The organism is Chachezhania sediminis (assembly GCF_009765275.1).
Lineage (GTDB): Bacteria > Pseudomonadota > Alphaproteobacteria > Rhodobacterales > Rhodobacteraceae > Chachezhania > Chachezhania sediminis.
Genome location: NZ_VOPH01000004.1, coordinates 247,491 through 267,719, shown reverse-complemented (window position 1 = coordinate 267,719; position 20,229 = coordinate 247,491). Strand labels below are relative to the sequence as shown.

The 20,229-nt window shown below is 65.0% G+C and carries 17 protein-coding genes; 14 read left to right on the top strand and 3 right to left on the bottom strand.

The window, feature by feature from the left end; all coding sequences use genetic code 11:
• Positions 1–120: 120 nt before the first annotated feature.
• From FQK05_RS14730 to FQK05_RS14720, 3 genes are read right to left on the bottom strand one after another with little or no spacing between them, the layout of a single operon-like run.
• The gene (locus FQK05_RS14730; RefSeq protein ID WP_158968126.1) at positions 121–903 is read right to left on the bottom strand and encodes an SDR family NAD(P)-dependent oxidoreductase; all 783 of its coding nucleotides are present in this window, start codon (positions 901–903) and stop codon (positions 121–123) included.
• Between the two features lie 39 nt (positions 904–942).
• Positions 943–2,193, bottom strand: a complete 1,251-nt coding sequence (locus FQK05_RS14725; RefSeq protein ID WP_158968124.1) for a vWA domain-containing protein — start codon at positions 2,191–2,193, stop codon at positions 943–945.
• Positions 2,190–3,107, bottom strand: a complete 918-nt coding sequence (locus FQK05_RS14720; RefSeq protein WP_158968122.1) for an AAA family ATPase — start codon at positions 3,105–3,107, stop codon at positions 2,190–2,192. The genes FQK05_RS14725 and FQK05_RS14720 overlap by 4 nt, the downstream gene beginning before the upstream one ends.
• A 162-nt stretch (positions 3,108–3,269) precedes the next feature.
• Between FQK05_RS14720 and FQK05_RS14715 the strand changes: the two genes are divergently transcribed.
• From FQK05_RS14715 to FQK05_RS14655, 14 genes are all read left to right on the top strand, one after another.
• Entirely contained in the window at positions 3,270–3,740 is a 471-nt protein-coding gene (locus FQK05_RS14715) for a GNAT family N-acetyltransferase (protein ID WP_199252676.1), read from the top strand.
• An 87-nt stretch (positions 3,741–3,827) separates the two neighbouring features.
• Positions 3,828–4,874 (top strand): glycosyltransferase family 2 protein, encoded by a 1,047-nt coding sequence (locus tag FQK05_RS14710; RefSeq protein WP_158968120.1) that lies wholly within the window; start codon positions 3,828–3,830, stop codon positions 4,872–4,874.
• A gap of 574 nt (positions 4,875–5,448) precedes the next feature.
• Positions 5,449–7,251 (top strand): sulfatase-like hydrolase/transferase, encoded by a 1,803-nt coding sequence (locus FQK05_RS14705; RefSeq protein ID WP_199252675.1) that lies wholly within the window; start codon positions 5,449–5,451, stop codon positions 7,249–7,251.
• Between the two features lie 590 nt (positions 7,252–7,841).
• Positions 7,842–8,048 (top strand): cold-shock protein, encoded by a 207-nt coding sequence (locus tag FQK05_RS14700; protein ID WP_158968118.1) that lies wholly within the window; start codon positions 7,842–7,844, stop codon positions 8,046–8,048.
• A complete protein-coding gene (locus FQK05_RS14695) occupies positions 8,045–8,281 on the top strand; it encodes a hypothetical protein (protein ID WP_158968116.1) in 237 nt (78 codons plus the stop codon). The genes FQK05_RS14700 and FQK05_RS14695 overlap by 4 nt, the downstream gene beginning before the upstream one ends.
• A 163-nt stretch (positions 8,282–8,444) precedes the next feature.
• Positions 8,445–8,609 carry a hypothetical protein gene (locus tag FQK05_RS25885; protein ID WP_199252674.1) on the top strand — a complete coding sequence of 55 codons (165 nt, stop codon included), beginning with the start codon at positions 8,445–8,447 and terminating at the stop codon, positions 8,607–8,609.
• 249 nt (positions 8,610–8,858) lie between these two features.
• Positions 8,859–10,283, top strand: a complete 1,425-nt coding sequence (locus FQK05_RS14690) for an alanine/glycine:cation symporter family protein (protein ID WP_158968114.1) — start codon at positions 8,859–8,861, stop codon at positions 10,281–10,283.
• A 250-nt stretch (positions 10,284–10,533) separates the two neighbouring features.
• Positions 10,534–11,550, top strand: coding sequence for a calcium-binding protein (locus FQK05_RS14685; RefSeq protein ID WP_158968112.1), 1,017 nt, complete (start codon positions 10,534–10,536; stop codon positions 11,548–11,550).
• Between the two features lie 262 nt (positions 11,551–11,812).
• Positions 11,813–12,853 (top strand): dihydroorotase, encoded by a 1,041-nt coding sequence (gene pyrC / locus FQK05_RS14680; RefSeq protein WP_158968110.1) that lies wholly within the window; start codon positions 11,813–11,815, stop codon positions 12,851–12,853.
• 328 nt (positions 12,854–13,181) lie between these two features.
• Positions 13,182–14,534, top strand: coding sequence for a calcium-binding protein (locus FQK05_RS14675; protein WP_158968108.1), 1,353 nt, complete (start codon positions 13,182–13,184; stop codon positions 14,532–14,534).
• A gap of 411 nt (positions 14,535–14,945) precedes the next feature.
• Positions 14,946–16,082, top strand: coding sequence for a calcium-binding protein (locus FQK05_RS14670; protein ID WP_158968106.1), 1,137 nt, complete (start codon positions 14,946–14,948; stop codon positions 16,080–16,082).
• 389 nt (positions 16,083–16,471) lie between these two features.
• Complete coding sequence (locus tag FQK05_RS14665) at positions 16,472–17,146, top strand: orotate phosphoribosyltransferase (protein WP_158968104.1); 675 nt, start codon at positions 16,472–16,474, stop codon at positions 17,144–17,146.
• Between the two features lie 233 nt (positions 17,147–17,379).
• The gene (locus FQK05_RS14660) at positions 17,380–18,900 is read left to right on the top strand and encodes a replicative DNA helicase (RefSeq protein WP_158968102.1); all 1,521 of its coding nucleotides are present in this window, start codon (positions 17,380–17,382) and stop codon (positions 18,898–18,900) included.
• Between the two features lie 469 nt (positions 18,901–19,369).
• Positions 19,370–20,176 (top strand): DUF1194 domain-containing protein, encoded by an 807-nt coding sequence (locus FQK05_RS14655; RefSeq protein WP_158968100.1) that lies wholly within the window; start codon positions 19,370–19,372, stop codon positions 20,174–20,176.
• Positions 20,177–20,229 lie beyond the last annotated feature (53 nt).

Below are 20,229 nucleotides of genomic sequence, written 5' to 3'. Positions count from 1 at the left end.
TTCTTCGACTCTCCGACCGACGGCGCGGGCACCGCCGCGGGTCCATGGGACCCGTGGCACGGCGCGGCGGGGCTCGATGCCCCGGCGCGCCGTCGCCTGCCCAGCCCACCCCTGCTAAGCCTAGCCTGCCGTCCAGCCGCCATCCACCACCAGTGACGTGCCCGTCACCATGGCCGATGCATCGGACGCCAGGTAGAGGATCGCGCCCGCGATGTCCTCCACTTCCGCCACCCGGCCCAGCTGGATGTTCCGGGCGATCCATTCGCGCCGTTCCGGCCGGGCAAAGGTCGGCTCCGTCAGGGGCGTGCGGACGAAGGTCGGGGCCACGGTGTTCACACGGATGCCCTTCGCCCCCCAGTCCAGCGCCATGGCACGGACCATGCCTTCCAGCCCCCATTTCGAGGCGCAGTAGACTGACCGCTCAGGTCCGCCGACATGTCCCATCTGGCTGGAGACATGGACGATGGACCCCGGTTTTCCCCGCGCCATCAGTGCCTTGGCGACGGTTGTCGACAGGAAGAACGCCGCCCGCAGGTTTACGTTCATCACCGTGTCGAAGTCGTCGGGCGTGATCGTCTCGGCCGGGCCCAGCCGTGCCGTTCCGGCTGCGTTGACCAGGATGTCGACCTCGCGCCCCGCCAGGGCCGTTTCCATCGCCGCCAGGTCGGCCACGTCAAGCGCCAGCGCCTCGGCCGAATATCCCGCCGCTTTCAGCGCCGCAACCGTGTCCAGCAACGGTCCTTCGCGGCGCGCGAGGCAGATCACGTGGGCCCCGGCATCGGCCAGCGCCACCGCCGCTCCTTCGCCGATGCCGGACGACGCGCCGGTCACCAGCGCCACCCGTCCCGTCAGTCCGAAGGACGGCACCGGGGGCAGTTCTTTCGGTTTGTACGTCTCTCCCAAGGCAGTTTCTCCGTTTTGTACAAAAGGTCCGGGCGCGCGTCAGCGGCCCGTCGCGGCCATCAGCCGGCGTTTTTCGCCCTGGTCGTCGGGGGCGGACAGGACCGCGGCCAATTCCTCCAATGCGGCGATGGAATGGCCCGCGCGGAAGCTGTCGACATAGGGCAGCATCGCCGCCACGCCCCGGGCCTTCGGCGCGAATCCCGACCAGCGCAGCAGCGGGTTGATCCAGACGAGCCTTCGGCACGAACGCTGCAGCCGTTCCGTTTCCGCCGTCAGCAGGGCCGGGTCGCCGCGGTCGAGCCCGTCTGTGATCAGCAGGACCAGCGCGCCCTGCCCCAGCACCCGGCGCGACCAGTCGCGGTTGAAGGCCCTCAGGCTGGCGCCGATGCGCGTGCCGCCTTCCCAGTCCCGCGCCTCGGCCCCTGCGGCCGCCAGCGCGGCGTCGACGTCGCGGCGGGCCAGCGCGCGAGTGATGTTGGTCAGCCGCGTGCCGAAGGTGAAGGCATGGACCTGCCCCCAGCCAGCGCCCCGGCGGTTTGCCACCGCATGGACGAAGTGCAGCACGGTCCGGCTGTAGCGACTCATCGAGCCCGAGATATCGCAGAGCACGACCAGATCCGGCGCCCGCAGCCCCGGCGCGCGGCGTTCCAAGCGATGCAGCTCTCCGCCCGTGCGCAGCGCGCGGCGGAAGGAGGCCCGCGCGTCGATCCGGCTGCCCTGCGGGTCGCGAAGGCCACGGCGCGCGGGCAAAGGGCGCGCCGGCAGCGTCAGGGTTGCCAGCATCCGCCTTGCGTCCGCCATTTCGGCGGCACTCATCTGGTCGAAATCGAGGGTCTTCAGCCGCTCGGTCGCAGACATCGAGCCCTGGGCGTCGACCTCCACCTCCTGCTCTGTCGCCCGGTCGCGGGGGGGCGCGTCGGGGGTCAGGCCATCCAGCAGCGCCTCGGCCGCGCGTCTGCGGCCGGCCTCTGGCGTGTCTCCGGGCGCGGCGTCGGCCATGGGGCGCAGCGCCGCCATCATCTGTTCCAGGAACTTCGGGTCGCGCCAGAACAGGCGGAAGATCCGGGCAAAGATCTGCGTCTCCTCGGGCCGCGAGACGAGGCAGGCATGGAGCGTCCAGTAGAAATCGTCGGCCCGCGTGAAGCCGGCGGCGGCCACGGCGCGGATCGCATCGGTGACCCGGCCCGACCCCACCGGCAGCCCAGCACGGCGCAGCGCGCGGGCAAAATGAACCACGTTCGCCGCCAGGCGCGGGTTCTCTGGCAGGGGCAGCGGGACGAAGTCGGTCATCCCCGGGCAAGACCTTCCCGGGCCTCGGCCAGGATCCGCGCGGCTTCGGAGCCGGACAGGGCCACGACGTCGTCCTGATATTTCAACAGCGCGCCCAGCGTGTCGGCGATGACCGCGGGGGACAGTTCGACGACGTCGAGCGCCAGAAGGCATTGCGCCCAGTCGATGGCCTCGGCCACGCCCGGGGTCTTGAACAGGTCTTCGTCCCGCAGACGCTGGACGAAGGCCACGACTTCCCGGCTGAGCCGGTCGGACAGGCCCGGGGCGCGGGCGGTGACGATCTGCAATTCGCGTTCGAACCCCGGATAGTCGACCCAGTGATAAAGGCAGCGGCGCTTCAGCGCGTCGTGCACCTCGCGCGTGCGGTTCGAGGTGAGGATGACCACCGGCGGTTCGGGCGCGCGGATCGTGCCGAGTTCGGGGATGGTGACCTGGAAATCGGAAAGCGCTTCGAGCAGGTACGCCTCGAACGGCGCATCGGTGCGGTCGATCTCGTCGATCAGCAGGACCGGCGCGCCGGCTTCGTCGGGGCGCATGGCCTGCAGCAGCGGGCGTTCGATCAGGTAGTCGGCGCTGAAGAGGTCGCGTTCCAGCACGTCGCGGTCGGCCTGACCGCCGGCCTCGGCCGCGCGGATGGCAATCATCTGGGCGGGGAAGTTCCATTCATAGACGGCGGACGCGGCATCGAGCCCTTCGTAGCATTGCAGCCGGATCAGGCGGCGCCCCAGCATGGCGGCCAGCGCCTTGGCGATTTCCGTCTTGCCCACACCGGCCTCGCCTTCCAGAAACAGCGGCCGGCCAAGGGTCAGGGCAAGGAAGGTCACGGTCGCAAGCGGTCGTTCGGCGACATATCCTTCGGCGGCCAGGGCCCGGGTCACGGCGTCGATGGATGCGGGGATTGGCTGGCGGGGCATCGGGGACTCCTTGTCGGGGGGCAGAAGGCCTGTCCGGCGGGGGCGCGTCAAGGGGCGGGAAAGGCGGGAGGCGCTGCCCCGGGTTCCGCGCGGGCCTGCGCGCCGGTATGGAGAGCCGTGGGGTGCGTGGTTTCCACGCACCGTCAGCCTTTGGAGGGTGCGATGGGCGGGATCGTTGTGCGGGCGGCAGAAGCCCGGGATGCGGAGGCCATGAGCCTGGTGCTGACGCCGATCCTGGCGCGGTGGGGAAGCGCGCGGGCCGGCGATGCGGCGACGGTGATGGCGCAATATGTGGCGCATCCCGACCGGCTGGCCTGTTCGGTGGCCGTCGGGGACGGAGTGGTGCTGGGGTTTCAGTCGCTGAAGCGGGCCACGGCCGGCAATCCCTACGGTCTGGCACCGGGCTGGGGGATCATCGGAACCTATGTCGACGCGGCGGCCGCCGGGCGCGGCGTGGGGCGGACGCTGTTCGCGGCGTCCAGGGCCGCGGCGGAGGCCGAGGGGCTTATCGCCATCGATGCGACCATCGGACGGGGGAATGCGGAAGGGCAGGCCTATTACGAGGCCATGGGGTTTCGGGCGTATCGCGAGACGGCAACGGCAATTGCAAAGCGGTTCGATCTGACCGTTTGACGCGGCGATGTCTGCCGGGCACGCACCCTGCGGATTGCGGCGGGTGTCGGGCTTGCAAATCTGGGTATTCGGTGGCGGTGTGGCGGGATGGAAATCCTGGCCGTAACCACCATGCGCAACGAAGCCGCGTTCCTTCTGGACTGGCTGGCCCATCACCTGGCCTGCGGGTTCACCCATGTCCTGGCCTTCACCAATGATTGCGACGACGGGACGGACCTGCTGCTTGACCGGCTGGCCGAGATGGGGCTGGTCACCCATCTGCGCAACGACGGGCCCTATGACCGGCGGGGCAAGCAGTTCACGGCGCTGAACCGGGCCCACAAGCTGGATGTCGTGAAGCGGGCCGACTGGATCCTGCCCTGCGACATCGACGAGTTCGTGAACATCCACGTAGGCGGCGGGACCATACCGGACCTGCTGGAGGCCTTGCCGGCCGCGACGGCCATTCCGCTGACCTGGCGGCTGTTCGGCAATGGTGGCGTGGTGGAATACGAGGACCGGCCGGTGCCGGACATCTTTACCCGCGCGGCACCAAGGATCCTGAACTGGCCCTGGCGGGCGGGGATGTTCAAGACACTCTACCGCAACGACGGGACCTACCGGAAGCTGGGAATCCACCGGCCGCGCGATCCCAAGCCACAGCGGCTGGACACGGCGCACTGGGTCGACGGATCGGGCCGGCCGCTGGACCCGGCCTATCGGACGGAACGGATCTTTTCGCCCCTGGGGCGGGATTATTACGGGCTGGTGCAGCTGAACCATTACCCGCTGGGGGCGATGGAAAGCTTCGTGCTGAAGGCCGACCGGGGCCGCGTGAACGTCGATGCGCCACTGAGGATGGATTACTGGGTCGAACGGAATTTCAGTGACGAGGTCGATACATCCATCGCGCGCATGGCCGGGGCCACGGCCGAACACCGGGCGCGGCTGGGGGCCGATCCGGTTCTGGCAGAGCTTCACGCGGCAGCGGTGAAGTGGCGGCACGCGCGGTTCGGGACGCTGATGCTGGAAGAACCCTGGCGGGCCCTGTTCGGGCGGCTGATGATGACGCCGCCGGCCCGGGCCCTGCCCCGGGAAGAGGCCGACCGGTTGCTTCGCCATGCGCTGAAGGCCCGGGCCCTGCGACGCGGATGACCCCCGCAAGGGACCGGAGCGCGCGGTCCGGCGCGGACCTCCGGGCGATCAATTGTAACGCCAGGGACATTCCAACCCTTTGACAATAAATTAAAATTCATTTGCAAATCTTCGGAAAACCGGTCATTATCGCGGCCGACCCTGCCGCCGGTCGGAACCGGGGACATGGCGCCGGAAGGTCGGGCTGAAGCTCTGGTTCCTGCGCCTGATCCCGTGACCGATGCCCTTGTTTCAGGTCCTGCCGGCGGTTCGGCAGAGTGTTTTTTTGTGTGCCGGAGTGTGAGTTCCGGAGGAAGGTAAGGGCGCGCCGACAGAACCGGTGCCGTCGCCCGACCGCCCGGAGCCGGCATCCAGATGCCCCCGGCGGCAAACGTGGTCAGGCACCCCGCGCGACAATTCCAGACACAGCCCCCATCGGGACGGGCGCGCCCTGCCCCGGCCACCACGTGGCCGCGGCTTGCGTCGGCTCTCCGGATAACCCGGCCCTGTGCGCATTGCGACATTCACCGTCAGACGTGAGGCGCCGCCGTGCAGGGAACGATCCACAGAGACCTTGTTACGGAGGATAGTAAACGTGACACCTGAGTATCGAACCATCTCTCGCTCCGGCGGGCGGCTGAAGGGCCTTCTGGCCCTGGCCGTGACGCTGGGCATCGCCGCCCCGGGACTGGCGCTGGCACAAGATGCCGGCACCAATATCCGCGGATCGTCGACCGGGCCGACCTCTGCCCCCGGTTTCGACTATCCGGGCAATTCGCTGCACATGACGGACACCAAGCCCGCGCCGAACATGTACCCGGTCCTGTCGCGTCCCGAACAGGACGCGAATGCGGCCAAGAAGCTGGCCGACCTGGACGCCAAGACCGGCAAGAAGCCCAACGTGCTGTTCTTCCTCCTGGACGACGTGGGCTATATGGATCCCGGCTTCAACGGCGGTGGCGCGGCGGTCGGCAACGACACGCCCAACATGAACCAGTTCGCCTATGACGGGCTGATCCTGACCTCGGCCTATTCGACGCCGTCGTGCTCGCCCAGCCGGGCCACGATCCACACCGGGCAGAACCCGCTGCACCACGGCATCCTGCGTCCGCCGATGTATGGCGAAGCCGGCGGCCTGGACGGCGCGACCACCGTGACCGAGCTTTTGCAGGACAAGGGCTATACGACCATGGGTGTCGGCAAGTGGCACATGGGCGAAAACAAGGGGTCGCTGCCGCAGAACGTGGGCTACGACAACTACGTCGGCTTCCTGGGCGTGTCGGACATGTACACCGAATGGCGCGACACCTACCTGAACCCGGAATTCGCCCTGTCGCCGTCGCGCTTCAAGATGATGGAAGAGGACGGCTTCAACCACTACGAAGTCACCTGCTCTGCCACCGACAAGGACAAGTGCGACAACGGCAAGCTGATCGACCTTGATTACATCAAGGACCTGGACCAGCACTGGAAGGACGTCAGCCTGGACTTCCTGGACAAGCAGAAGGACGCCGACAAGCCCTTCTTCCTGTACCACGCGACCCGCGGCTGCCACTTCGACAACTACCCGAACGACGATTACCTGGGCAAATCTGCCGCGCATACCGTGTTCAGCGACTGCATGGTCGAAATGGACGACATCTTCGGCAGCCTGATGGCCAAGCTGGAAGAAACCGGCCAGCTGGAAAACACGCTTGTCATCCTGTCGTCGGACAACGGTCCGGAATGCGAAGTCCCGCCGCATGGCCGGACCCCGTTCCGCGGCTGCAAAGGGTCCAACTGGGAAGGCGGCGTGCGGGTTCCGACATTCGTCTACTGGAAGGACATGATCACGCCGCGCCGGTCCGACGGGCTGTTCGACTTTGCCGACATCCTGCCGACCGTCATGTCGATGAACGGCGTCAAGGGCGCCGACCTGGTCAAGCTCTTCGACGACAAGACCTATATCGACGGCGTCGACCAGCTGTCGTTCCTGGTCGCCGACAAGGGCTATTCCAACCGCCGCAGCCGTCCCTACACGATCAACCAGTATTTCGGATCGATGCGGGTGGACGAGTTCAAGTACATGTTCACCGGCGAGATCCAGAACTCGATCGTGCAGAAAGGGTCTTGGGGCGGCTTCTCGGGGTCGCTGTTTACCGACACGGGCGGTGCGGTGATGTTCAACCTTTATGCAAACCCGCAGGAGGACGTGAACATCGGCATCCGCCACATCCCGGCGACGGTTCCGGTGATCGGTGCCACCAGCGCCTATATCAAGGACCTGATGGACTATCCGCCGCAATTCAAGATCGGCTTCATCTCGAACAACCCGGCCATGTACGACCTGGCCCCGCAGGCGCGTGAAGCGATGAAGAAGATCATGGACGAAAACGGCGTCGGCCGTCACACGCCGTAATCCGCGGTCCCGACAGCCAGAACGAAAAATGCGCGCGCCCGGTCCACCGGGCGCGCGTTTTCGTGCCCGGCGGACGGCACCCCATCGCCCGGACAGCATCGCCCGCAGGAGGTGGAGCGGCCCGACCGCGCCGCGCCTGCCCCGTTCACCGGACCCGTCCGGGACCGGAAACGAGCCGCCGGCGCATCCCCTTCCGATCTGCGCTTCGTCATGGGCGCGGGCAGACGGTCAGGCGGCCAACCGGACCGCAGCACCGATACAGTTGAGGCATAGGCCCACGGTCGGCGCGGCGACCGCACCGGCCCAGCCGGAGCCCGGCGGGCGAAAATACAATCCCTAATTGTATTTTGAAATAACGCCGGTCCCGGCGACCGCCTGAATTCGCCAGGAATACGAATTGTTGGCGAATTATCGGCAAATGGCGGGAAAGCCCCTTGCAAAAACCGGCGTGGACCCGCATGTACAGGGGGCTAACGTTTCTTCTCTTCGACATGCTGTTGCCGCTCACCCGGTTCCGGTTGATCGACTTGGATCGACTTCGCCGGGCTGTCGCGATTCTGCGGACAGCATTTCTATAGGAGACCACGGATATGGCCAATGGCACCGTGAAATGGTTCAACGCCACCAAAGGCTTCGGCTTCATTCAACCGGAATCGGGCAGCAAGGACATCTTCCTGCACATTTCCGCAGTCGAACGTGCCGGCATCAGCCGCGTTGACGACGGTCAGAAAGTGACCTTCGACATCGAAACCGGCCGCGACGGCCGTGAATCCGCCAGCAACCTGGCGCTGGCGTGAAGCCTTCGCTGGAAGACCTGCTTGCAGGTGTTCCGGCTCAGGAAGGGAATGGTGGGAAGCTTCTGACGCCCACCGTTTCCGCCAATACGAAGGCGTCCGGGCCGGTTTCGCAAATCGACAAGACCACCATGAATGCCAGGCGCATTCTGGATGAAGAGGCCGAGGCGCGCGCCGAAAAGACGGCACGCCTGAAGGCCGCCCGCGAGGCGCGCGACGCTGGCGACCGGGACTGACCGGCCGCCACCCCAGAACCAATCGGAATTCCAGGCAGGCGCGTTGAGTGCGCGGGCACCTTCAGGGGTCGCCCGTTCCGCAATCCCCTTGCCTGGACGATCTGCGGCAAGGCTTGCCTTGCCGCAGACCACGTCCCCGCGACAAAACAAGAGGAGCCAGACCATGGGCTATTCGACCCCGAAGAAGCCGTTGGATCTCAAGGAATTCCTCGCCACGCCGGCCAAGAAGCGCCCGGGCAGCAAGGGCTTCGGGTCCCGCAAGTTCCCCGCCGCGCGCCCGCAGCCGGCCAAGGAACAGCCCGCCAAGCCTGACGACAAGGACAGCTGAGCGGCGCCGCGCATCCGCGGCGACGGACAGGGCGCCCCCTTCCCCGCCGGGGCGCGGCCAGAGTCCGATTTTTAAGCACGACTTCAAGACTTTAGGCCCGCCGGTCCCCCGGTTTGGGCCCGAATGTCGTATTGAACGTTGCACTGCGGGGCGACCTTTGCCCAAGATACACTATACTGGTTGAATGCCGGGTGGTCGGCCCGGCAGACCGTACACCACCGGTCCGCAGTGCAGAATAGGAGTGCTGTCTTGGGTTTTTTCGATACGATTTTCAACGCGATCAATGATTTTACGTGGGGATGGGCGCTTGTACCCTTCCTGGTTGTCCTTGGGGTCTTCTTCACCATTGCCAGCGGCTTTGTTCAGCTGCGGTTCTTCGGCCGGATGTTCAAGGTCCTGACCGGGGACGAGGAAAGCAACGACCCCAGCAAGATTTCCGCGCGCGAAGCGCTGCTGGTGTCGGTCGGCGGCCGGGTGGGCGGCGGCAACATCGCGGGCGTGGCCGTGGCGATCACCGCCGGGGGCCCCGGTGCGGTCTTCTGGATGTGGGCCATCGCGCTGGTCGGCATGTGCTCTGCCCTGGTCGAATCGACGCTGGCGCAGGTCTTCAAGCGGTCCGAACCCGACGGCACCTATCGCGGCGGCCCGGCGCGGGCCATCATCCACGGCTTGGGCGAAAATTATCGCTGGCTGGCCGTGATCTATGCGGTCTGCCTGATCGCCTCCTTCGCCATCGGCTTCAACGCCTTCCAGGGCAACACCGTCGCCGGCGCGGCGCTGGACAGCATGGACATCCCCCGCCTGTGGACCGGCGCCTTCCTGGCGGTGGCCACGGGCCTGATCGTCTATGGCGGCATCCATCGCATCGCCAAGGTGGCAGACGTGATCATCCCCGTGATGGCGGTGGGCTACATCCTGCTGGCGCTGCTGGTGATCGTGGTCAACATCACCTCGCTGCCCGGCGTGATCTGGGACATCGTCTCGAACGCTCTGGGCTTCAGGGAAGCCGTGGCCGGCGGCGTCGGCGCCGCCATCGCCAACGGTCTGCGCCGCGGCCTGTTCTCGAACGAGGCCGGCCTGGGATCGGCCCCCAACGTCGCCGCGACCGCCTATGTGAAGCACCCGGTCAGCCAGGGCATCACGCAAAGCTTTTCGGTCTTCATCGACACGATGGTGGTCTGTTCCTGCACCGCCTTCATCATCCTTCTGGGCGATGTCTACCAGCCCGGGGCCGAAGGCCTGGACGGTGCGGCCCTGACCCAGCAAAGCCTGGTCAGCATGCTGGGCGGCTGGACGCAGTATTACCTGACCGCAGCCATCGTGCTCTTCTCGTTCTCGTCGATCATGTACAATTATTATCTGGGCGAGAATGCACTGTCCTTCATGACCGAAAGCAAGGTCGCGATCCACACCCTGCGCTGGGTGATCGTCGCCATCGTCTTCCTGGGCGCCGTCGCGCCGGGGGCGACGGTGGTCTTCTCGTTCTCGGACCCGCTGATGGGCATTCTGGCGGTGGTGAACCTTCTGGCACTGATGATGCTGTTCCCCATCGCGTTGCGCCTGATCAACGATTTCCGCGCCCAGCTGGCGGCCGGCGTGGCGAAGCCGGTCTTCGATCCGAAGAAATTCCCGGATCTCGACACCGACCCGACCGCCTGGCCGGATGCGAAGTGACCCCCCTGCCATCGTGGAAAAGGGCGCCTTCGGGCGCCCTTTTTCGTTGCAGCGGCCCCAAGAGCACACGGAATTTCAACGTCATTTTCAATATTTCGGAAATGACATCCCAGCCAACGCCATGAAATGGCGTTCACGAACCGCACATTAAATGCGCATTTTTCTTGCCTGATCCCTGTTTTGACACCAAGAATTCCTGTCAGACAGGCCATTTCGACCCTGTCTGGCGAGTTCCGGGAAAGAAGATTTCATGAAACAGTCCATCATCAAGTTCCTTCAGCCTGAGCCTACGTATTACGAGAACGTGTTCTCATTCGCGACGCAGGGCTTCTATTACTTCGACGCCGACGACTGGGCCGATGCCCTGCCGCGCGGCAAGTCGGCCAAGGCGATTTCGGTCACCACCGATTTCACCTACCAGATCCACAACCAGCCCGACTATGCGGCCGAGGTCGGCTACAAGTTCCTGGGCAAGTTTTCCAAGACCGATGCGGGCTGGACCGGCACCATCAACCGTGTCCAGTTCCTGGACGACGGCGACGTCGCCGGCACCATCAACATCAAGTCCGGCGTCGATATCAGCCGGGTCATGAACGTGGGTGGATCAGGCCTGATCTGGAACGAGTTGACCGTGACCGGCGTACGCGGGTCGCTGACCAAGGAGGCGGACTGGGCCAACGGATCCGTGGGCGACGACAAGATCAATCTGGGCGCCGGCAACGACAAGTTCAACGCGTCCCAGGGCGACGACATCGTCAAGGGCGGCGCCGGCGACGACCAGATCGACGGCTTTGACGGGAACGACACCCTGTTCGGCGGCAAGGGGAACGACCGGCTTTATGGCAAGGGCGGCGACGACCGCCTGCTCGGCCAGGGCGGCAAGGACACCTTCGTGAGCGACGGCATGGGCAAGAACGTCTGGACCGGCGGCAAGGGCGGCGACATGTTTCAGGCCTCCAGTCTGAACTGGGATGGCACCAGCAATACCACGGTCACGGATTTCAAGGTCAGGCAGGGCGACAAGCTGGACCTGACCGAGAACGCAGCGCTGCTGTTCAACCAGGTCGACGAGATCGTGTACATCGGCAAGAAGGCCTTTTCCGGGACCGAGGGCGTGATGGAGGTCCGGATGCAGAATGGCCTGGTCCAGATCGACACCAACGGCGACAGCCAGGCCGACTGGGGGCTGGACCTGGACGGCATGACCCAGTTCGCGGCATCGAATACCAGCTGGATCGCCCTGCCCGACGGCTGGGACTTCGGCTGACGGCGAAACACGGCGAAACACCTGGATCGTTACGGGCAGCGGGCGCCTTCGGGCGCCCATTCTGCATGATAGGCTTCTGCGAAACGCCTTCTGGCTGTGCGCGCGGGCATGTTTCCGGGGCACTGGACCGGGCCGCGCCCCGGTCCCGGCAACGGCCACCCTGCCCGCCGCATCCCCTTGCCTCCCGTTGCGATAGGCTTTCCGATGCGCGGGGCCATCCTGTCCTCTGGCACGGCCCTGCCGCGCGTGCTAGCTGGATTTCATGACCCAGAGCCTGACCATTCCCCGCCCCGACGACTGGCACCTGCATCTGCGCGATGGCGCCATGCTGAAGGCCGTCCTGCCCGAGACGGCACGCCATTTCGGGCGGGCCATCATCATGCCGAACCTGGTGCCGCCCGTCGTTACCGCTGCCGACGCTGCCGCCTACAAGGCGCGGATCATGGCGGCGATGCCGGAAGGGGCCGATTTCACCCCTCTGATGACGCTCTACCTGACCGAAGAGACCGATCCCGCCGACGTGGCCGTGGCCGCATCGGAAGGACTGGTCCATGCGGTCAAGCTTTACCCCGCCGGGGCCACGACCAATTCGGCGTCGGGCGTGCGGGACTTCGACAAGGTCCGCCCCGTCTTCGAACGCATGGCCGAGATCGGCCTGCCGCTGTGCGTCCATGGCGAGGTCACGGATTCCGAGGTCGACATCTTCGACCGCGAGGCCGTGTTCATCGACCGGGTGCTGGATCCGATCCGGCGCGCGGTGCCCGAACTGCGGGTGGTAATGGAACATGTTACCACCTCGAACGCGGTCGACTATGTGACTTCGGCCGAGGCCGGACTGGGCGCCACGATCACGGCGCACCACCTGATCATCAACCGCAATCACATCCTGGTCGGTGGCATCCGCCCGCATTATTATTGCCTGCCCGTGGCCAAGCGCGAAAGCCATCGCCTGGCGCTGGTGCAGGCGGCGACTTCGGGCGATCCGCGGTTCTTTCTGGGCACCGACAGCGCGCCGCATGTCGACCCGGCCAAGGAATGCGGCTGTGGCTGTGCCGGCTGTTTCACCGCGACCAATGCCATCCCCCTGATGGCCGAGGTGTTCGAACGCGCCGGCGCGCTGGATAAGCTGGACGGCTTCGTTTCACGCCACGGTGCCGCGTTCTATCGCCTGCCGGTCAGCGCGTCGACGATCACGCTGACCAGGGGCGATGCCACGACCTTCCCGGCCAAGATCGAAAGCGGCGACGGACCGGTCACGGTCTTCGACCCCGGATTCCCGGTCCACTGGACCGTCACCGGCTGAAACGGTCCTTTGCCCGTGAAAGAGGATGCGGTCCGGGCATGCGCACGGCCCGGAATGGCAGTGCATTGGCCGGACAAAAACGGCGCCGGAAGATGCAAAAATCGCATATTATGCAAATTCGTTGGTCATTTTCGACGCGGCTTCGCATGCCGACAATTTTCAAAATTTGTATACGAATTGACGCGTCGGAGCGTCGATATGCCAACACAATGAAGTCATTTCAAAAAGGTTACGTAGCGTCAACTATTGCCTGACTTCCAGACCCGTGCCCCCTCTTCAAACGGGTAAGCCGACACCAATTGCCTATTAGTTTCGAGGACATACTACTATGACGACTTTTACGATCACGGGTTTCTCCCTGACTTACGAAGGAGACGTGGGCGTCCCCACCGGCGAGGCCGTGGTCTCGCTGATCCTTCCGAACAAGAATTCCACCTTCAGCTATTCCATTGACAACTGGGACAGCGACGTCCCGGTCGTCGACCTGAAGGACAATGCCGTCCAGATCGTCATCAACGACATGCTGGCCCAAGACCTCGAAGCCCAGTGGGGCGAGATCTATACCTCGGTCGTGAACGTGTCGTGGGCCGGCAATCAGACCACGGTGATGATGCTGAGCAACGAGAGCGAGGACGAAAACGACGTCGACATGATCTTCGTCCTGTCGGGCGATGCGCTGCCGACCATCACCACCTCGGCCCAATGGGAAGCCTTCGACGACAGCATCACCGCGCTGAAGGAAGCGACCGGCGCCTATGCCCCCGGCCAGCAAATCAAGTGGTCCGACTTCGAAACGGCCGTCGTCACGCAGGACGACGATTTCTGGGGCACGCCCCGTGACGACCGCTATTTCGGCAAGCAGGGCGACGATTACTTCAGTTCGTCCATGGGCGACGACCTTTACAACGGCGGCAAGGGCAACTGGGATCAGGTCAGCTTCCGGAACGACCCGAACGGCGTCTATGCCAACCTGGCCAAGAAGACCGCGACCGACGGCTGGGGCGACACCGATACGCTGAAGAAGATCGAGGTTCTGCGCGGATCGATGTTCGACGACACGCTGATGGGCGACAAGAAGGACAACACCCTGCGCGGCCTTGACGGCAATGACAAGCTGAACGGCGGCAAGGGCAGCGACACGGTCCGCTACGATATCGATTACCGCTATGGCGGCGACAAGGGCGTCACGGTGAACCTGAAGAAGGGCTTTGCCAAGGACGGCTGGGGCGACCGCGACAAGCTGATCAATATCGAGAACGCGCACGGGTCGGACAAGAACGACAAGATGATCGGCGACAATGGCGCAAACGTGCTGTTGGGTCTGGGCGGCAAGGACAAGATGAAGGGCCTGGGCGGCGCCGACGTGATGAACGGCGGTGACGGCAAGGACATGCTGACCGGCGGCAATGGCGACGATACCCTGACCGGCGGCAATGGCGGCGACCGTTTCGTCTTCAAGGGCAAGTTCGGCACCGACACGATCACCGATTTCGACATCTCGGCCAAGGGCGAGACGGTTGTGCTGAAGGGCGTGAAATCGATCACTTCGTTCTCGGACCTGATGAACAACCACGTCACCGACCAGGACGGTTCGGCCCTGATCGAGGACGACAACGGCAATTCGATCCTGCTGGCCGGTGTCGCGGTCAACGACCTGTCGGCGAACGACTTCCTCTTCTGAGGCGCGGCCGGGGCCCCCGGCGGCAGCACACAGTTTCGGGGGGCCGGTCCTGCAGGATCGGCCCTTTCTTCATAAAGCGGCGCTTCCGCAGGCCACTTGGGGTCGGGGCGCACCGGGAATAGTGGTTCTGTTTCCAAGCCGCCCGCCCCCTGAGATCAAGCCGATTTGACGTCCTTCGGATTTGACGGATGCCCCCTATCTCGGCCTTACAAGCGCTTGAAATAGAGACACTATTCCTGCGCACTTGCTCGTGACCAGAGGGGTCATCTGTCAAGCAGACGGTGCAGGATGAACGGATCCCGATCCTAAGATCCTGACCCTAAACTGTTGCGAAACGGGCCGCGCCATGTATCGGTTGTCGGATCGGGGCGACCCGACAGGAACATCCGGGTCTGAACGGGGCGGCCAACCATGACGACAATCAGCATCAAAGGCGTCGGGATCGCCTATTCCGGCGAGACCGGCAGCCCGATCGGCGAGGTCGTGGCCACGATCGTCGCGCCAAGCGCCAGAACCACGTTCAGATATGCGCTGCTGGACCTCTACAACGGCGAGACCGACGTCGAAATCCGGTCCCCCGTCATGCAGCGGTCGATCAACGACATCAACAGGTCCAACCTGGTCGCCGAATGGGGCGAGGCCCATTTTTCGGTCCTCACGGTCGAGTGGGCCGGCAAGTCCACCACCATCGTGACGGTGGGCAACGACACCGATAACGACCCCGGTCACGACATCGACATCAATCTGCACTTCGTACTGGCAGGCGACCCGCTGCCGCGGTTCGAAACGGCCGACGACTGGGCCGCCTTCAGCGCCTCGATCACCGACATCTCTCTGCCGACGGGCGCTCTTCGCCCCGGGCGGCCGATCAGGTGGTCAGATTTCCAGACGGTCGAGATCACCGAGGACGACATCCTTTACGGCACGCCGGACGATGACAGGTTTCGCGGCGGGATTGGCGACGACCGGTTCTTCTCGACCGACGGGCGGGACCGGCTTCATGGCGACGCGGGCGTGGACCTGGTGAGTTTCGAGAACGATCCTTCGGGCGTCCGGGTCAACCTGACGAAGGGCAAGGCCGTGGACGGCTGGGGAAACAAGGACAAGCTGAAGACCATCGAAAACGTCGTGGGGTCCGGCCATGCCGACAGGATCATCGGGTCTAACGGGGAAAACCGGATCGACGGCCTGGACGCCAACGACATGCTGAAGGGGCTGGGTGGCAACGATGTCCTGATCGGCGGTGCGGGCCGCGACGTGCTGAACGGCGGCAAGGGCGACGATCACCTGACCGGCGGCCCCGGGCCCGACCGGTTCCTGTTCCGCGGCAAGTTCGGCGACGACACGATCACCGACTTCGACGTCGACGGCACGACCGACAGGATCGTGCTGAAGGGCGTGAAGACCATCACCTCGTTCGACGACCTGATGAACGATCACGTGAAGACCCATGGCGGTTTTGCCCTGATCGACGACGGTCGCGGCAACTCGATCCTTCTGGAGGGCGTCAAGGTCGGCGACCTGTCGGCCGACGACTTCCTCTTCTAAGGCAAGATCGGGCCCACCAGACCCGCTCCCGGCTCGGGCCCGGTTCGTGCCCGGTTCGTGCCTGTCCTTGCCGCCCCGCCCGGTCCGGGGGCGATGCCGGCGCAACCGGTTCGGCTCTGCACGGACCCGCAGTCCCTTCCGGAACATGGCGGTCGCATCGCAGGCGCCCGACGGGCCCCTTGCATCACGGCCGCCTCCCCATCTGTTCCGACGATGGCCCTGCTGCCCGGGAAAACCGCGGTCCGGCAGCGGACGTCCGGAACGAAGGGACAGCCCCCCCTGTCGGTCACGGTCGCGCGGGGTCGATTGCGGAAACGGCGGGCTGGCGTTTCGATGCGCTCTCGATTAACCCGAGGCCGACGACGTCACCCGGCCCCAGGAGCGACCCGATGATTCCGACCACCTACCCCTCCCGCGAAGAAATTGCCCGCCTCACGGCCCGCATGCTGCTTGAGGTCCAGGCGGTCCATTTCAACGCAGACGACCCCTTCATCCTGTCCTCGGGTCTGCCCAGCCCGACCTATATCGACTGCCGCAAGCTGATTTCCTTCCCGCGCGTCCGGTCGACCCTGATGGATTTCATGGCCGTCACCGTGATGCGCGACGCGGGCTTCGAGGCGTTCACCAACATCGCAGGCGGCGAAACCGCGGGCATCCCCTTTGCCGCCATGGTCGCCGACCGGATGGCGCTGCCCATGACCTATGTCCGCAAGAAGCCCAAGGGGCACGGCCGCGGCGCCCGGATCGAAGGCGTGATGGGCGAAGGTGACCGGGTCCTGCTGGTCGAGGATCTGACCACCGATGGCGGCTCCAAGATCAGCTTTGTCGACGCGATCCGCGAAACCGGGGCCACCTGTGCCCACACGGCGGTGATCTTCTACTACGACATCTTCCCGGAAACCCGGGCCACGCTGGGCGAACATGGCGTGACGCTGCACAGCCTGGCCACATGGTGGGACGTGCTGGCCGAAGCCAAGGAATCGGGCGCCTTCTCGACCTCGACACTCGACGGCGTGGAAGCGTTCCTGAACGATCCCCGCGCCTGGCAGGCGGCGCGTAAATAGGCAGGCCGTGGGCGGATCGCCGCCCGCGCCCCGGTCCTTGCCACACTTTTGCGGGAAAGACCGAAATAGCTGTTCGCATACCCAGATGTTGATATCCTGGCCAAATAGGCTACAATATCAACGGGCAAGCGCCTATACGCAGGCAATGCGCAAGCTATCCACAGGATATACATTTTGCCAAGCACGGGCGGCTTCCCTTAACTGGGCAGATCACCGGGAGTGAGAGGGCAGTAATGAACGAGTTCGCGACCATCAGGTCGGTCTCTGGGCATGAGACGACGCAATCTGACGCGGGCCAGGGCGGTTCGGATGCAGAGCTGACGGCACAGGCCCTGCCCCATTCGATCGAGGCGGAGCAGCAGCTTCTTGGCGCGATCCTGACCAACAACGATGTCTACGACCGCGTTGCCGCGATCATCAAGGCCGACCATTTCTACGACCCGGTCCACGCGCGCATCTACGAGGTCGCGTCGTCCCGGATCGCCAAGAACGCGCTGGCCTCGCCGGTGACGATCAAGGCCTTCATGGAAGGCGACGAAGGCCTGAAAGAACTGGGCGGCCCGGCCTATCTGGCGCGTCTGGCGGGGGCGGCGATCAGCTCCTTCGCGGTACGCGACTATGCCCAGATGATCCACGATCTGGCGGTCCGGCGCGAGCTGATCGGCCTGGGGCGCGAAATCGCGGCCAAGGCCGGCCGGGTCGATATCGAGAGCGAACCCCGCGAACAGATCGTCGAGGCCGAACAGCAGCTTTATCGTCTGTCGGAACAGGGCCAGACCGGCACCGGCTTCCAGACCTTCCTGAACGCGGTCACAGACGCGGTGAACGTGGCGGCCGCCGCTTACAAGCGGACCGGCGGTCTGGCGGGCATTTCCACCGGGCTCGACGACATGGACAAGAAGCTGGGCGGGCTGCACAAGTCCGACCTTCTGATCCTGGCAGGGCGCCCGTCGATGGGGAAGACCTCGCTGGCCACCAACATCGCCTTCAACATCGCCAAGAAATACCAGCGGGATGAAAACGGCACGGTCGACGGCGGCGTCGTGGGCTTCTACTCGCTGGAAATGAGCGCCGAACAGCTGGCGTCCCGGATCCTGTCCGAGGCGGCGGAAGTCCCGTCGGAACTGATCCGCCGCGGCGACATGAACGAAGGCGAATTCCGCCGCTTCGTAGAAGCCGCGCGGACGCTGGAAAGCTGCCCGCTTTATATCGACGACACGCCCGCCCTGCCCATTTCACAGCTGGCCGCGCGCGCCCGGCGGCTGAAGCGGACCCATGGTCTGGACGTGCTGATCGTCGACTACCTGCAACTCGTGCGGCCTGCGACCGCCAAGGACAGCCGCGTGAACGAAGTCTCGGAAATCACGCAAGGTCTGAAGGCCATCGCCAAGGAACTGGACATTCCCGTCATCGCGCTGTCCCAGCTGTCGCGTCAGGTCGAAAACCGCGAGGACAAGCGGCCCCAGCTGTCGGACCTTCGGGAATCGGGATCGATCGAACAGGACGCCGACGTCGTCATGTTCGTGTTCCGCGAGGAATATTACGCGGAACGGGAAAAGCCGTCGGACGACCGCCTGGACGAAATGGCCTCCTGGCAGGAGAGGATGAGCCGCCTGCACGGCCGGGCCGAGGTGATCATCGGCAAGCAGCGTCACGGTCCCATCGGCACGGTGGAACTCAGCTTCGAAGGCCGCTTCACCCGCTTCGGCAACCTCGCCCGCCAGCACCAGGTCGAACAGGCCGGCAGTTTCTAGACCCGCGCCGCCAAAGGGTGCGTGGAAAACCACGCACCCAGCACGTGCCCCCAAAGCCTGGGCGCGTTCTACATGATGCGCCCTGTCTCAGCCTCGAGAAACAAGCTCCGCACGCTCTCTTTACGCGCCGCCACAAAGGGCGCGCCCTCCCTCTTCTTTGGTCTTCAAATATCCCGGGGGTCCGGGGGCAGCGCCCCCGCCTTGCCCGACGCCTGCACAACACCTGCACATGGCCCCGGAAACCAGCACCATTCCCAATCTTCTTTGATCCTCAAATACCCTCGGGGGAGTCCGCGCACCGCACGGACGGGGGCAGAGCCCCCAACCGCCACCGGCCACGCCTCCCGCCGCGCCAGACAAGGCAGCACGGCCCTCCCGCCCTGCCCGTTTCCGCGCAGCCACTCCTGGGCCAATCCTTCTGACGAAGTGTTGAATGGACAGGTCCCCGCTTTCGTGCCGCAATCGGGGCATGCGTCTGACAACCCTCACCGCCTGCCTGTCCTTCCTTGGCGCCGCACCGGCCCTGGCCCAGACGGCAAGGCCGGTCGACGTCGATGTCGAACTGGTGCTGGCCGTCGACGTGTCCCGTTCCATGTCCCCGGCCGAACTGGAAATCCAGCGCCACGGCTATGCCGCGGCCCTCTCCAGCGACGAGGTGATGGGCACGATCGCCAACGGCATGATCGGGCGCATCGCGGTGACCTATGTCGAATGGGCCGGCGACCGGTCGCAGACCGTGATCGTCCCCTGGACCCTGATCGACACGGCCGAGGCCGCGCAGGCCGTGGCCGACCGGCTGACGGCCTACTATGGCAGCGGCATGCGGCGCACCTCGATTTCCGGCGCCCTCGATTACGCGGCCGAGATGTTCGAAACGAACAGTTTCCGCGGGATGCGCCGGATCATCGACGTCTCGGGCGACGGGCCCAACAATGCAGGCCGCCCGGTCCTGTCGGCCCGGGCCGATGTGCTGTCCCGGGGCATTGTCATCAACGGCTTGCCGCTGATGACGGAAAACGATCCCTATGCCCGCTGGGGGATCGACGATCTGGACGTCTACTATACCGAATGCGTGATCGGCGGGCCCGGCGCCTTCGTCATTCCGGTCACCACTTGGGACCAGTTCGCCGATGCCGTCCGCCGAAAGATCGTGCTGGAGATCGCGGGGCTGGATGCGCCCGCAGAGGCAGAGACGGTCCGCAAGGCCGATGCCTATGATTGCCTGGTGGGCGAAAAGATCTGGCAGCGGAACCAGTTCTACTATCTGGAACCCTGATCTGGCGACCTTGCGCCAAAGCTCTGGACTTGAGCCCGCCCTGCCGTCAGGCT

Coding starts and splice junctions, on each gene's coding strand:
- FQK05_RS14725 (WP_158968124.1), bottom strand. CDS start 2,193: ATGACCGACTTCGTCCCGCTGCCCCTGCCAGAGAACCCGCGCCTGGCG.
- FQK05_RS14720 (WP_158968122.1), bottom strand. CDS start 3,107: ATGCCCCGCCAGCCAATCCCCGCATCCATCGACGCCGTGACCCGGGCC.
- FQK05_RS14715 (WP_199252676.1), top strand. CDS start 3,270: ATGGGCGGGATCGTTGTGCGGGCGGCAGAAGCCCGGGATGCGGAGGCC.
- FQK05_RS14710 (WP_158968120.1), top strand. CDS start 3,828: ATGGAAATCCTGGCCGTAACCACCATGCGCAACGAAGCCGCGTTCCTT.
- FQK05_RS14700 (WP_158968118.1), top strand. CDS start 7,842: ATGGCCAATGGCACCGTGAAATGGTTCAACGCCACCAAAGGCTTCGGC.
- FQK05_RS25885 (WP_199252674.1), top strand. CDS start 8,445: ATGGGCTATTCGACCCCGAAGAAGCCGTTGGATCTCAAGGAATTCCTC.
- FQK05_RS14685 (WP_158968112.1), top strand. CDS start 10,534: ATGAAACAGTCCATCATCAAGTTCCTTCAGCCTGAGCCTACGTATTAC.
- pyrC (WP_158968110.1), top strand. CDS start 11,813: ATGACCCAGAGCCTGACCATTCCCCGCCCCGACGACTGGCACCTGCAT.
- FQK05_RS14675 (WP_158968108.1), top strand. CDS start 13,182: ATGACGACTTTTACGATCACGGGTTTCTCCCTGACTTACGAAGGAGAC.
- FQK05_RS14670 (WP_158968106.1), top strand. CDS start 14,946: ATGACGACAATCAGCATCAAAGGCGTCGGGATCGCCTATTCCGGCGAG.
- FQK05_RS14665 (WP_158968104.1), top strand. CDS start 16,472: ATGATTCCGACCACCTACCCCTCCCGCGAAGAAATTGCCCGCCTCACG.
- FQK05_RS14660 (WP_158968102.1), top strand. CDS start 17,380: ATGAACGAGTTCGCGACCATCAGGTCGGTCTCTGGGCATGAGACGACG.
- FQK05_RS14655 (WP_158968100.1), top strand. CDS start 19,370: ATGCGTCTGACAACCCTCACCGCCTGCCTGTCCTTCCTTGGCGCCGCA.